This window comes from Streptomyces sp. NBC_00872 (genome assembly GCF_045161915.1).
In the GTDB taxonomy this organism is placed as follows: Bacteria; Actinomycetota; Actinomycetes; order Streptomycetales; family Streptomycetaceae; genus Streptomyces.
On the sequence record NZ_CP108806.1, the window covers coordinates 3,727,303 to 3,739,392 of the forward strand.

Sequence of the window (12,090 nt, forward strand, 5' to 3'; positions counted from 1 at the left end):
CGGTCCTACAGCGAAGACCGCTGATGAGCGTCCGCTGAGGACTACTTCTTGCCCGGCTTCTTCTTGCCGGCGATGGCGCGACGCGGGCCCTTGCGGGTACGGGCGTTCGTGCTGGTGCGCTGACCGTGCACCGGCAGGCCACGACGGTGACGCAGACCCTGGTAGCAGCCGATCTCGACCTTGCGGCGGATGTCGGCGGCGATCTCGCGACGGAGGTCACCCTCGGTCTTGAGGTGGGCGTCCACGTACTCGCGGATCTTGACGAGGTCTTCCTCGGCGAGATCGCGGACACGGACGTTGGGGTCGACGCCGGTGGCGGCGAGGGTCTCCTTGGACCGGGTGCGCCCGATACCGAAGACATAGGTGAGGGCGACCTCGACGCGCTTTTCGCGCGGAAGGTCAACGCCTGCGAGGCGTGCCATTCATGGCTCCTGTTGATGTTCGGAGGTCTTCCGCAGTGACACTCCCGGCGGCCGGCCCCTCGTCTGCACGAGAGGCGCCCGGTCCGGGTCCCCGGCCTCCGCCGGAGGTGTCGGTCCCCCGCGTACAGGAACCGGACACTGCGTAATTACGAGTTTGCTCGCGTCGCGCGAAGTACTGCGAGAGGCAGGCGGTCGTGCGTCAGCCCTGGCGCTGCTTGTGGCGCAGGTTGTCGCAGATGACCATGACCCGGCCGTGACGGCGGATCACCTTGCACTTGTCGCAGATCTTCTTGACGCTCGGCTTGACCTTCATGGGATTGAGGTTCTCCGGGTCAGTGCTGACGGCCCGCCCACGGTGTGGCCGGGATGTCCAGCAAGATCTACTTGTATCGGTAGACGATCCGGCCACGCGTCAGGTCGTACGGAGACAGCTCCACCACGACCCGGTCATCGGGAAGGATCCGGATGTAGTGCATCCGCATCTTGCCGCTGATGTGCGCGAGGACCTTGTGACCGTTCTGGAGCTCCACCTTGAACATGGCGTTCGGGAGGGACTCGATCACGGTGCCCTCAATTTCGATGGCACCTTGCTTCTTGGCCACGCTTCGCCCTTCGAATCGGCTACCTTGATCGATTCTGGCAGCCGCATGCGGACACACGGGTACACCAGAGCCGACGCGTCAGTCTACGGCAGCACACCCGGAAAGACGAATCCGTGAAGTTTGCCCGCCCTGGAGATCCTTAACCGAGAGCCGGTCAGGCCAGCGGGTCCGGCGCCGCCGTGACACCCAGCTCCGCCAGCTTCGCCCTGCCGCAGTCCGGGGAGGTCAGCACCAGGGGCCCCTGCTCGGTGAGGGCCACCGAGTGCTCCCAGTGGGCGGACCAGGTGCCATCCGTCGTGATGACCGTCCACTCGTCCGCCAGCACCTCCGTGGCGGGCGTGCCGAGCGAGACCATCGGCTCGATCGCCAGACAGAAGCCGGGGACCAGCTTGGGACCCTTGCCGCGCTTACGGGAGACATAGTTCAGCAGATGCGGGTCCATATGCATCTGCGAGCCGATGCCGTGCCCGCCGTACTCCTCGATGATCCCGTACTTGCCTCCGCCGGGACGGGGCTGGCGCCGGATGTACGTCTCGATCGCGCGGGACACGTCCACCAGTCTGCTGCCGTTCCGCATCGCCGCGATACCGGCCCACATCGACTCCTCGGTCACCCGGGAGAGCTCGATCAGCTCCGGAGCGTGACCGGAGCCCACGAAGGTGGTGAAGGCCGCGTCGCCGTGCCAGCCGTCGATGATCGCCCCGGCGTCGACGGAGATGATGTCGCCGTCCTTGAGGACGGTCTTGTCGTCCGGGATGCCATGGACGACGACCTCGTTGACCGAGGTGCAGATCGTCGCGGGGAACCCGCCGTACCCGAGGAAGTTCGACTTCGCGCCGTGCTCGGAGAGCACCTCGCGGGCGACCTCGTCCAGATCCCTGGTGGTGGCGCCCGGTACCGCGGCCGCGCGGGTGGCCGCGTGCACGGCGGCGACGACCAGTCCCGCCTCGCGCATCTTCGCGATCTGCTCGGGAGTCTTGATCTCCACCATCGTTCTGCCTTCCGCCCTGACATCCGGATCCGGACCCGTACCGATACGTTTCGTCCGAGAGTGCCGCGCCCCGCACAACACCCGCTCAACACTACGGCCGTGGTGCCCGAGGGACGCCACGGCCGTACGTTTACCGCCTTCTTGCCACCAGCGGGACCAGGCCTAGGCGGCCTGCTCCCCCTGGAGTGCCCGCATCGCCCGCTCGGTCACCTCGGTGACCTTGCCCAGCGCGGAGATCGTGACCACGAGGCCCTGGGCCCGGTAGTAGTCGATGATCGGCTCGGTCTGTGTGTGGTAGACCTCCAGCCGGGTCCGCACCGTCTCCTCGGAGTCGTCGTCCCGCTGGTACAGCTCGCCGCCGCAGGTGTCACAGACACCCGCCGTCTCCGGCGGGCTGTAGGTGACATGGAAGACATGCGAGCTGTCGTTGCGGCAGATACGCCGGCCGGCGATCCGCTTCACGACCTCGTCCTCGGGGACCTCCAGGTCCAGTACCGCGTCCAGCTTCAGACTCTCGCGCTTGAGCGCCTCGTCCAGCGCCTCCGCCTGCGACACATTCCGCGGGAAGCCGTCCAGCAGGAAGCCGTTCGTGGCGTCCGGCTGGGACATCCGCTCCAGGGCCATCGCGATGGTCACCTCGTCGGGCACCAGGTTCCCGGCGTCCATGTACGCCTTCGCCTGCTTGCCGAGTTCGGTGCCCTGACTGATGTTGGCCCGGAAGAGGTCGCCCGTGGAGATGTGCGGCACCGAGAGGTTCTTGGCAAGGTACGCGGCCTGCGTTCCCTTGCCGGCACCGGGCGGTCCGACGAGGACGATTCGCATCAGCGGAGGAACCCTTCGTAATTGCGCTGCTGAAGCTGGCTCTCGATCTGCTTCACGGTCTCCAGACCCACACCCACGATGATCAGGATGCTCGTCCCGCCGAACGGGAAGTTCTGGTTCGCGCCTCCGAAGCCCGCCAACGCCATCGTCGGGACAAGAGCGATCAGACCCAGGTACAGCGAGCCCGGCCAAGTGATCCTGTTGAGCACGTAACTCAGATACTCGGCGGTCGGGCGACCTGCCCGGATACCCGGGATGAAGCCACCATACTTCTTCATGTTGTCCGCGACTTCTTCGGGGTTGAAGGAGATCGCCACGTAGAAGAAGGCGAAGAACACGATCAGCAGGAAGTACGTCGCGATGTAGTACGGATGATCACCCTTGACGAAGTGCGCCTCGATCCAGGTCTTCCAGCCCGCCTGCGAGCTGGAGAACTGCGCGACCAGCGCCGGGATGTAGAGCAGCGACGAAGCGAAGATGACCGGGATCACACCCGCCTGGTTGACCTTGAGCGGGATGTACGTCGACGTACCGCCGTACGACCTGCGGCCGATCATGCGCTTCGCGTACTGCACGGGGATCCGGCGCTGCGCCTGCTCGACGAAGACGACCAGGCCCACCATCACGAAGCCGATCAGGATGACCGTGCCGAACTCGATCCAGCCCTTGGCGAGCGTGCCGCTCTGCTTGATGGCCCAGAGCGCGCCCGGGAACCCGGCCGCGATCGAGATGAACATCAGGATGGACATGCCGTTGCCGATGCCGCGGTCGGTGATCAGCTCACCGAGCCACATGACGGCCGCGGTGCCCGCGGTCATGGTGATCACCATCGTGACGGTCACGAAGATCGACTGGTCGGGAACGATCTCCGAGGCGACCGGGCAGCCGCTGAAGAGCGCACCGCTGCGCGCGGTGGCGACCAGACCCGTGCCCTGGAGCACGGCGAGGGCGACCGTCAGATAACGGGTGTACTGGGTGATCTTGGCCTGGCCGGACTGGCCCTCCTTCTTGAGGGCCTCCAGCCTGGGGATCACCACGGTCAGGAGTTGGAGGATGATGCTCGCGGTGATGTACGGCATGATGCCGAGCGCGAAGATCGTAATCTGCAGCAGCGCCCCGCCACTGAACATGTTCACGAGGCCGAACAGGCTGTTATTGCCCTTCTGGGCCGCATCGACACAGGTCTGGACATTCTCGTAGCTGACACCGGGTACGGGAATGTGCGCCCCGAGCCGGTACAGCACGATGATGCCGAGCGTGAAGAGCAGCTTCTTGCGCAGGTCGGGCGTCTTGAACGCCCGGGCGAACGCGGTGAGCACGGTGCCTCCTGCGACCCCCGCGCTACTGCGTCAAGGGTGACGGTCTTGAGGATCGACGGATAAGGAACAAGCAACAATGCACGCCACCTTACCGGCGACTGTGCCCCCCTAGGAACGACCAACCGGGGATGCCTCGTGTGAGAGACATCCCCGGTCGGGTGTTCAGGCCATCGAGTTCTCTCAGACGAGCTCGGTGACGGTGCCGCCCGCGGCGGCAATCTTCTCCTTGGCGGACCCGGAGACGGCGTCCACCGTCACCGTGAGCGCCACGGCGATCTCGCCCTGGCCAAGCACCTTGACCAGGCTGTTCTTGCGAACCGCGCCCTTGGAGACCAGATCGGCCACCGTGACCTCGCCGCCCTCGGGGTAGAGCGCGGAGAGCTTGTCCAGGTTCACGACCTGGTACTCGGTGCGGAACGGGTTCTTGAAGCCCTTGAGCTTCGGAAGACGCATGTGGAGCGGCATCTGCCCGCCCTCGAAGCGCTCCGGAACCTGGTAACGGGCCTTGGTGCCCTTGGTGCCACGACCCGCGGTCTTACCCTTGGACGCCTCACCACGACCCACACGGGTCTTGGCGGTCTTGGCGCCCGGGGCAGGACGGAGGTTGTGGACCTTCAGCGGGTTGTTCTCCGCCATGTCAGTCGACCTCCTCAACCGTCACGAGGTGGCGGACGGTGTTCGCCATGCCGCGGAACTCGGGACGGTCCTCCTTGACAACCACGTCGTGCAGGCGCTTGAGCCCGAGCGAACGCAGGGTGTCGCGGTGGTTCTGCTTGCTGCCGATGTACGACTTCGTCTGCGTGATCTTGAGACGGGCCATTACGCACCCGCTCCCGCACGCGCACGCAGCAGAGCCGCGGGGGCGACGTCCTCGAGGGGCAGACCGCGGCGGGCCGCGATCTCCTCGGGGCGCTGGAGGCCCTGGAGGGCCGCCACCGTCGCGTGCACGATGTTGATCGCGTTGTCGGAGCCGAGCGACTTCGACAGGATGTCGTGGACGCCCGCGCACTCCAGCACGGCACGCACCGGGCCACCGGCGATCACGCCGGTACCGGGGGAAGCCGGCTTGAGCAGGACGACGCCCGCGGCCTTCTCACCCTGGATCGGGTGCGGGATGGTGCCCTGGATACGGGGGACCTTGAAGAAGTGCTTCTTGGCCTCCTCAACGCCCTTGGCGATGGCGGCCGGCACCTCCTTGGCCTTGCCGTAACCGACACCCACGGTGCCGTCACCGTCGCCCACCACGACCAGCGCGGTGAAGCTGAAGCGACGACCACCCTTCACAACCTTGGCGACGCGGTTGATCGCGACGACGCGCTCGACGTACGCGGTCTTCTCGGCGGCAGCCGAACCGCCGTCACGGCCCTTCCGGTCCCGCCGCTCGCCGCCACCGGCACCGCTTCCGCGGCGCTGGGGTCCAGCCATTGGATCTACCTCTCTCTGTTACGTCCGCTAGCTCCGGAACCGGGGCCTAGAACTTCAGCCCGGCCTCGCGGGCGGCGTCAGCCAGAGCGGCAATCCGCCCGGCGTACTGGTTGCCACCACGGTCGAACACGACGGCCTCGACACCGGCCGCCTTGGCGCGCTCGGCGACCAGCGACCCGACCTGCTTGGCCTGGGCGCTCTTGTCACCTTCGGTGCCACGGATCGAGGTGTCCAGGGTCGACGCCGACGCGAGTGTGTGGCCCGCGATGTCGTCGATGACCTGAGCCACCATGTGGCGGTTGGAACGCGTCACGACGAGGCGCGGGCGCTCCTGCGTGCCCGAGACCTTCTTGCGGACGCGAATGTGGCGGCGCTTGATGGCAGCGGCCTTGTAGGCCTTGCCCTTGGCGATCTTCACACCGTATGCCATGGCTTACTTACCAGCCTTTCCGACCTTGCGGCGGATGACCTCGCCGGCGTACTTGACGCCCTTGGCCTTGTACGGGTCGGGCTTCCGCAGCTTGCGGATGTTCGCCGCGACCTCGCCGACCTTCTGCTTGTCGATGCCCTCGACGGAGAACTTCGTGGGGGACTCGACCTTGAAGGTGATGCCTTCGGGCGCCTCGATGAGGATCGGGTGGCTGTAGCCCAGGGCGAACTCCAGGTTGGAGCCCTTCGCCTGGACGCGGTAACCGACACCGCTGATTTCGAGCGCCTTGACGTATCCCTGGGTCACGCCGGTGATCATGTTCGCCACCAGCGTGCGGGACAGGCCGTGCAGGGCCTTGTTCTGACGCTCGTCGTTCGGGCGCGACACCGTGAGGATGCCGTCCTCGCCCTTGGTGACCTCGATCGGCGCGGCGACGGTGTGCGAGAGGGAGCCCTTGGGGCCCTTCACCGCGACCGTACGGCCATCGATGGTGACGTCCACACCAGCGGGAACCTGGATGGGGAGCTTGCCGATTCGCGACATGAGCTTTTCCTCCGTTCCCGACTACCAGACGTAGGCGAGGACTTCCCCACCCACGCCCTTCTTGCTGGCCTGCTGGCCGGTCAGGAGACCGTGGGACGTGGAGATGATCGCCACGCCCAGGCCGCCCAGGACCTTCGGCAGATTGGTGGACTTCGCGTACACACGCAGACCCGGCTTGGAGATGCGCTTGATGCCGGCGATCGAGCGCTCGCGGTTCGGGCCGAACTTCAGCTCCAGGACGAGGTTCTTGCCGACCTCGGCGTCCTCGACCTTCCAGCCGGTGATGAAGCCCTCCTGCTGGAGGATCTCCGCGATGTGCGACTTGATCTTGCTGTGCGGCATCACGACATCGTCGTGGTACGCCGAGTTCGCGTTGCGCAGACGCGTGAGCATGTCTGCGATGGGATCAGTCATGGTCATGAATTGGCCTTCGGCCTCTCTCGCCGGGGTTTCCTGTATGCGCCATCCCTCTCCCCGGTCGAGCCGGGACGGGTGCGGTGCGGGGACCTACGGCGTAGTAAGCATTACTGAGCGGGCTCGGCCCGCGTGCAACTGATGGACAGCGGGCGCCCAACCCCGCAAGCCTACGGCATTTCGGGGAGGGCGCTCACCGGCCAACTGCTTACCGAGAGCTTCAGGGCAGTGCCCGTACGGGAACTACCAGGAGCTCTTGGTCACGCCCGGCAGCTCGCCACGGTGGGCCATCTCACGAAGGCACACGCGGCACAGGCCGAACTTGCGGTAGACGGAGTGGGGACGGCCGCAGCGCTGGCAGCGGGTGTAACCGCGCACGCCGAACTTCGGCTTGCGGGCGGCCTTAGCGATCAGAGCCTTCTTCGCCACGGTCAGTTCTCCTTGAACGGGAAGCCGAGGTGACGAAGGAGGGCACGACCCTCGTCGTCGTTGGTCGCCGTGGTGACCACGGTGATGTCCATGCCCCGGACCCGGTCGATCTTGTCCTGGTCGATCTCGTGGAACATGACCTGCTCCGTGAGACCGAAGGTGTAGTTGCCACGGCCGTCGAACTGCTTCGGCGACAGACCGCGGAAGTCACGGATACGCGGCAGCGCGAGCGACAGCGTACGGTCCAGGAACTCCCACATGCGGTCACCGCGGAGGGTGACGTGGCAGCCGATCGGCTGGCCCTCACGCAGCTTGAACTGCGCGATGGACTTGCGCGCCTTGGTGACCGACGGCTTCTGGCCGGTGATCGTGGTGAGGTCCTTGATGGCACCGTCGATCAGCTTGGAGTCGCGGGCGGCGTCGCCCACACCCATGTTGACCACGATCTTGACGAGGCCGGGGATCTGCATGACGTTCTCGTACGAGAACTCCTCACGCAGCTTGCCGGCGATCTGCTCGCGGTAGCGCAGCTTCAGACGCGGCGCGGTAGTGGTCGCAGTCATCAGATGTCCTCACCGGTCCGCTTGGCAACGCGGATCTTGTTGCCCTCATCGTCAAAGCGGTAGCCGACGCGGGTGACGACCTTCTTGCCGTCCTTCTCCACGACGAGCTGCACATTGCTGACATGGACGGGGGCCTCGGTGGTGACGATGCCGCCGGTCTGCGAACCGCGGGCCGTCTGACCGGCCTTGGTGTGCTTCTTGACCCGGTTGACACCCTCGACCAGGACGCGGTCCTCGCGGGGGTAGGCCACGATGACCTTGCCCTGCTTGCCCTTGTCCTTGCCGGTGATGACCTGAACCAGATCGCCCTTCTTGATCTTCATGCTTACAGCACCTCCGGAGCGAGCGAGATGATCTTCATGAACTTCTTCTCGCGCAGCTCACGGCCCACCGGGCCGAAGATACGGGTGCCACGAGGGTCGCCGTCGTTCTTCAGAATGACGGCGGCGTTCTCGTCGAAGCGGATGTACGAGCCGTCCGGACGGCGGCGCTCCTTGACGGTGCGAACGATGACCGCCTTGACGACGTCACCCTTCTTCACGTTGCCACCGGGGATCGCGTCCTTCACGGTGGCGACGATGACGTCACCGATGCCCGCGTAGCGGCGACCCGAGCCACCGAGAACACGGATGGTGAGAATTTCCTTCGCACCCGTGTTGTCGGCGACACGCAGTCGCGACTCCTGCTGGATCACGTCTATCTCCTGATCGTCTGCCGGTTCCCGGCGGGGCTCCGCGAGTGACTAGCGGAGCCCCACCGAGCCTGGCGGAACTGTTCCGAGGGGGAACTCCCCCTCGGAGGGGTTTACTTGGCCTTCTCGAGGATCTCGACGATGCGCCACCGCTTGGTGGCGGACAGCGGCCGGGTCTCCATCAGGAGGACGCGGTCGCCGATGCCGGCGGCGTTCTGCTCGTCGTGCGCCTTGAGCTTGTTCGTACGGCGGATGACCTTGCCGTACAGCGCGTGCTTGACGCGGTCCTCGACAGCGACGACGACGGTCTTGTCCATCTTGTCGCTGACGACCAGGCCCTCGCGGGTCTTGCGGAATCCGCGGTCGGTCGTGGTCTCGTTCACGTTGTTCTCAGTCATCAGGCGCTCTCCACCGTCTCGATGCCCAGCTCGCGCTCACGCATCAGGGTGTAGATCCGCGCGATGTCCTTACGGACGAGCTTGAGCCGCCCGTGATTCTCGAGCTGGCCGGTCGCCGCCTGGAAGCGGAGATTGAACAGCTCTTCCTTGGCCTCGCGGAGCTTGTTGACCAGCTCCTCGTCGCCCAGCTCGCGCAGTTCGGACGCCTTGGTCACGGCCGCCATCACGCCTCACCTGCCTCGCGCCGAACGATCCGGCACTTCATCGGAAGCTTGTGAGCAGCGCGGGTAAGCGCCTCACGCGCAATCTTCTCGTTCGGGTAGGACAGCTCGAACATCACCCGGCCGGGCTTGACGTTCGCGATCCACCACTCGGGGGAACCCTTACCGGAACCCATGCGGGTCTCGGCGGGCTTCTTGGTGAGCGGACGGTCCGGGTAGATGTTGATCCAGACCTTGCCGCCACGCTTGATGTGGCGGGTCATCGCGATACGAGCGGCCTCGATCTGACGGTTCGTCACATAGGCCGGGGTCAGCGCCTGGATGCCGTACTCGCCGAACGAGACCTGGGTGCCGCCCTTGGACATACCACTGCGCTTGGGGTGGTGCTGCTTGCGGTGCTTGACCCTACGGGGGATCAGCATGTCGGTCAGGCCTCCGTTCCACCGGTAGAAGAGGACGTCGCCTCAGCGGCCGGAGCGGCGGTGGCGTCGGCCTTGGAGGCCTCGCCTGCCGGGTTCTGCGGCTTGCGGCCACGGCCGCCACGCTCGCCACCACGGCCACCGCGGCCGGCGGGACGGTCGTTGCCGCCGCCACGGGCCGGACGGTTGCCGGCGCGGGCCGCGGCGTTCTCGGCGCGCACCTCGGCGATGTTCTTGACGTCGCCCTTGTAGATCCAGACCTTCACACCGATACGGCCGAAGGTGGTCTTGGCCTCGAAGAAGCCGTAGTCGACGTTCGCACGGAGCGTGTGCAGGGGCACACGGCCCTCGCGGTAGAACTCCGAGCGGGACATCTCGGCGCCGCCGAGACGGCCACCGCACTGGATCTTGATGCCCTTGGCGCCGGCCTTCATCGTCGACTGCATGCTCTTGCGCATGGCGCGACGGAAGGAGACACGCGAGGAGAGCTGCTCGGCCACGGCCTGGGCCACGAGCTGAGCGTCCACCTCGGGGTTCTTGACCTCAAGGATGTTGAGCTGGACCTGCTTGCCGGTCAGCTTCTCCAGCTCGCCGCGGATACGGTCGGCCTCGGCGCCGCGGCGGCCGATGACGATGCCCGGACGAGCGGTGTGGATGTCCACGCGGACGCGGTCACGGGTGCGCTCGATCTCGACCTTCGAGATACCGGCCCGCTCCATGCCCTTCGTCATCATGCGACGAATGGCGACGTCTTCCTTGACGTAGTCCTTGTACAGCTTGTCGGCGTACCAGCGGGACTTGAAGTCCGTGGTGATACCGAGCCGGAACCCATGCGGGTTAACCTTCTGGCCCATTACCGGGTTCCTTCCTTGCTGCTGACGACCACGGTGATGTGGCTGGTCCGCTTACGGATCCGGTAGGCACGGCCCTGGGCACGCGGACGGAACCGCTTCAGGGTCGGACCTTCGTCCACGTACGCCTCGCTGATGACCAGCGAAGAGGCGTCGGTGTGGTCGTAGTTGTGCGCGGCGTTGGCAATGGCGCTGTCCAGCACCTTGCCGACCGGCACGCTCGCGGCCTGCGGGGCGAAACGCAGGACCGCCTGAGCCTCCGTGGCATCCATGCCACGGATGAGGTCCACCACGCGGCGGGCCTTCATGGGCGTGACGCGGATGTACCGCGCCTGGGCCCTGGCTTCCATGGTTGTCCCTTCGGTGTAAGTCATAGTCGTTCCACCCCGCGTTAGCGGCGCTTCGACTTCCGGTCGTCCTTGACGTGGCCGCGGAAGGTGCGAGTCGGCGAGAACTCACCGAGCTTGTGGCCGACCATGGACTCGGTGACGAACACCGGGACATGGATCTTGCCGTTGTGCACCGCGATCGTGTGGCCCAGCATGGCCGGGACGATCATCGAGCGACGGGACCAGGTCTTGATGACGTTCTTGGTGCCTGCTTCGTTCTGGACGTCCACCTTCTTGATCAGGTGGTCGTCGACGAAGGGCCCCTTCTTGAGACTGCGCGGCATCTGAAAACCCGCTCCTAGCGCTTCTTGTTCGTCTTGCGGCGGCGGACGATGTACTTGCTGCTCGCCTTCTTGGGAGAACGAGTACGACCCTCCTTCTGACCCCACGGGCTGACCGGGTGGCGACCACCGGAGGTCTTGCCCTCACCACCACCGTGCGGGTGGTCGACCGGGTTCATGGCCACACCGCGGACGGTCGGGCGGACGCCCTTCCAGCGCATACGGCCGGCCTTGCCCCAGTTGATGTTCGACTGCTCGGCGTTGCCGACCTCGCCGATGGTGGCGCGGCAGCGGACGTCGACCAGCCGGATCTCACCGGACGGCATACGGAGGTGGGCCATGGAGCCCTCCTTCGCCAGAAGCTGCACGGAGGCACCCGCGGAGCGGGCGAACTTCGCGCCGCCGCCGGGCCGCAGCTCGATGGCGTGGATGGTCGTACCGACCGGGATGTTGCGCAGCGCCAGGTTGTTGCCGGGCTTGATGTCGGCGGCCGGGCCGTTCTCGACACGGGCGCCCTGCGCCAGGCCGCGCGGCGCGATGATGTAGCGCTTCTCGCCGTCGGCGTAGTGCAGCAGCGCGATGCGCGCGGTGCGGTTGGGGTCGTACTCGATGTGCGCGACCTTGGCGGGCACGCCGTCCTTGTCGTGCCGACGGAAGTCGATCACACGGTAGGCGCGCTTGTGGCCACCGCCCTGGTGGCGGACGGTCACACGACCGGCGTTGTTACGGCCGCCCTTGCTGTGCAGCGGGCGGACCAGCGACTTCTCCGGCGTGGACCGCGTGATCTCGACAAAGTCGGCGACGCTGGAGCCACGACGGCCCGGGGTCGTCGGCTTGTACTTGCGGATACCCATTTCTCAGTCCTCGGAAGATTCCGGAC

The 12,090-nt window shown here is 66.1% G+C and carries 23 protein-coding genes; all 23 read right to left on the reverse strand.

Features of this window, described 5'->3' with window-relative positions:
• Positions 1-41 precede the first annotated feature (41 nt).
• Positions 42-422, reverse strand: coding sequence for a 30S ribosomal protein S13 (gene rpsM, locus OG214_RS15795; RefSeq protein ID WP_363080964.1), 381 nt, complete (start codon positions 420-422; stop codon positions 42-44).
• Between the two features lie 199 nt (positions 423-621).
• Positions 622-735 (reverse strand): 50S ribosomal protein L36, encoded by a 114-nt coding sequence (gene rpmJ / locus OG214_RS15800; protein WP_003956441.1) that lies wholly within the window; start codon positions 733-735, stop codon positions 622-624.
• Between the two features lie 67 nt (positions 736-802).
• Positions 803-1,024: a translation initiation factor IF-1 gene (gene infA, locus OG214_RS15805; RefSeq protein WP_003956442.1), complete on the reverse strand. Its 222-nt coding sequence runs from the start codon at positions 1,022-1,024 to the stop codon at positions 803-805.
• Between the two features lie 154 nt (positions 1,025-1,178).
• A complete protein-coding gene (gene map / locus OG214_RS15810; RefSeq protein ID WP_363080963.1) occupies positions 1,179-2,015 on the reverse strand; it encodes a type I methionyl aminopeptidase in 837 nt (278 codons plus the stop codon).
• A 162-nt stretch (positions 2,016-2,177) separates the two neighbouring features.
• On the reverse strand, positions 2,178-2,837 hold the full coding sequence (locus tag OG214_RS15815) for an adenylate kinase (protein ID WP_363080962.1): 660 nt from the start codon (positions 2,835-2,837) through the stop codon (positions 2,178-2,180).
• Positions 2,837-4,156, reverse strand: coding sequence for a preprotein translocase subunit SecY (gene secY / locus OG214_RS15820; RefSeq protein WP_066943587.1), 1,320 nt, complete (start codon positions 4,154-4,156; stop codon positions 2,837-2,839). Before secY ends, OG214_RS15815 begins: the two co-directional genes overlap by 1 nt.
• A gap of 180 nt (positions 4,157-4,336) precedes the next feature.
• Positions 4,337-4,792 carry a 50S ribosomal protein L15 gene (gene rplO, locus OG214_RS15825; RefSeq protein WP_363080961.1) on the reverse strand — a complete coding sequence of 152 codons (456 nt, stop codon included), beginning with the start codon at positions 4,790-4,792 and terminating at the stop codon, positions 4,337-4,339.
• A 1-nt stretch (position 4,793) separates the two neighbouring features.
• Positions 4,794-4,976 carry a 50S ribosomal protein L30 gene (rpmD, locus tag OG214_RS15830; RefSeq protein WP_024491595.1) on the reverse strand — a complete coding sequence of 61 codons (183 nt, stop codon included), beginning with the start codon at positions 4,974-4,976 and terminating at the stop codon, positions 4,794-4,796.
• Positions 4,976-5,581 (reverse strand): 30S ribosomal protein S5, encoded by a 606-nt coding sequence (gene rpsE / locus OG214_RS15835; RefSeq protein WP_066943594.1) that lies wholly within the window; start codon positions 5,579-5,581, stop codon positions 4,976-4,978. Before rpsE ends, rpmD begins: the two co-directional genes overlap by 1 nt.
• Positions 5,582-5,627: 46 nt before the next feature.
• Positions 5,628-6,011: a 50S ribosomal protein L18 gene (gene rplR / locus OG214_RS15840; protein ID WP_066943596.1), complete on the reverse strand. Its 384-nt coding sequence runs from the start codon at positions 6,009-6,011 to the stop codon at positions 5,628-5,630.
• Between the two features lie 3 nt (positions 6,012-6,014).
• On the reverse strand, positions 6,015-6,554 hold the full coding sequence (gene rplF, locus OG214_RS15845; RefSeq protein WP_363080960.1) for a 50S ribosomal protein L6: 540 nt from the start codon (positions 6,552-6,554) through the stop codon (positions 6,015-6,017).
• A 21-nt stretch (positions 6,555-6,575) separates the two neighbouring features.
• Positions 6,576-6,974, reverse strand: coding sequence for a 30S ribosomal protein S8 (gene rpsH / locus OG214_RS15850; protein ID WP_030351444.1), 399 nt, complete (start codon positions 6,972-6,974; stop codon positions 6,576-6,578).
• Positions 6,975-7,211: 237 nt separating this feature from the next.
• Positions 7,212-7,397 carry a type Z 30S ribosomal protein S14 gene (locus tag OG214_RS15855; protein WP_003948630.1) on the reverse strand — a complete coding sequence of 62 codons (186 nt, stop codon included), beginning with the start codon at positions 7,395-7,397 and terminating at the stop codon, positions 7,212-7,214.
• Between the two features lie 2 nt (positions 7,398-7,399).
• Positions 7,400-7,960: a 50S ribosomal protein L5 gene (rplE, locus tag OG214_RS15860; protein ID WP_363080958.1), complete on the reverse strand. Its 561-nt coding sequence runs from the start codon at positions 7,958-7,960 to the stop codon at positions 7,400-7,402.
• Positions 7,960-8,283 (reverse strand): 50S ribosomal protein L24, encoded by a 324-nt coding sequence (gene rplX, locus OG214_RS15865; protein ID WP_066943600.1) that lies wholly within the window; start codon positions 8,281-8,283, stop codon positions 7,960-7,962. Before rplX ends, rplE begins: the two co-directional genes overlap by 1 nt.
• A 2-nt stretch (positions 8,284-8,285) precedes the next feature.
• On the reverse strand, positions 8,286-8,654 hold the full coding sequence (rplN, locus tag OG214_RS15870; RefSeq protein WP_003974257.1) for a 50S ribosomal protein L14: 369 nt from the start codon (positions 8,652-8,654) through the stop codon (positions 8,286-8,288).
• A gap of 110 nt (positions 8,655-8,764) precedes the next feature.
• Positions 8,765-9,049 carry a 30S ribosomal protein S17 gene (gene rpsQ / locus OG214_RS15875; RefSeq protein ID WP_363080956.1) on the reverse strand — a complete coding sequence of 95 codons (285 nt, stop codon included), beginning with the start codon at positions 9,047-9,049 and terminating at the stop codon, positions 8,765-8,767.
• Positions 9,049-9,273, reverse strand: coding sequence for a 50S ribosomal protein L29 (gene rpmC, locus OG214_RS15880; protein ID WP_046504635.1), 225 nt, complete (start codon positions 9,271-9,273; stop codon positions 9,049-9,051). The genes rpsQ and rpmC overlap by 1 nt, the downstream gene beginning before the upstream one ends.
• The gene (rplP, locus tag OG214_RS15885; RefSeq protein ID WP_046504633.1) at positions 9,273-9,692 is read right to left on the reverse strand and encodes a 50S ribosomal protein L16; all 420 of its coding nucleotides are present in this window, start codon (positions 9,690-9,692) and stop codon (positions 9,273-9,275) included. The genes rpmC and rplP overlap by 1 nt, the downstream gene beginning before the upstream one ends.
• 5 nt (positions 9,693-9,697) lie before the next feature.
• Positions 9,698-10,543, reverse strand: coding sequence for a 30S ribosomal protein S3 (gene rpsC, locus OG214_RS15890; RefSeq protein ID WP_405985105.1), 846 nt, complete (start codon positions 10,541-10,543; stop codon positions 9,698-9,700).
• The gene (gene rplV, locus OG214_RS15895; RefSeq protein WP_004571827.1) at positions 10,543-10,890 is read right to left on the reverse strand and encodes a 50S ribosomal protein L22; all 348 of its coding nucleotides are present in this window, start codon (positions 10,888-10,890) and stop codon (positions 10,543-10,545) included. Before rplV ends, rpsC begins: the two co-directional genes overlap by 1 nt.
• 41 nt (positions 10,891-10,931) lie before the next feature.
• Complete coding sequence (rpsS, locus tag OG214_RS15900; RefSeq protein ID WP_030351437.1) at positions 10,932-11,213, reverse strand: 30S ribosomal protein S19; 282 nt, start codon at positions 11,211-11,213, stop codon at positions 10,932-10,934.
• A 14-nt stretch (positions 11,214-11,227) separates the two neighbouring features.
• A complete protein-coding gene (gene rplB, locus OG214_RS15905) occupies positions 11,228-12,064 on the reverse strand; it encodes a 50S ribosomal protein L2 (RefSeq protein WP_129770859.1) in 837 nt (278 codons plus the stop codon).
• Positions 12,065-12,090: the final 26 nt, after the last annotated feature.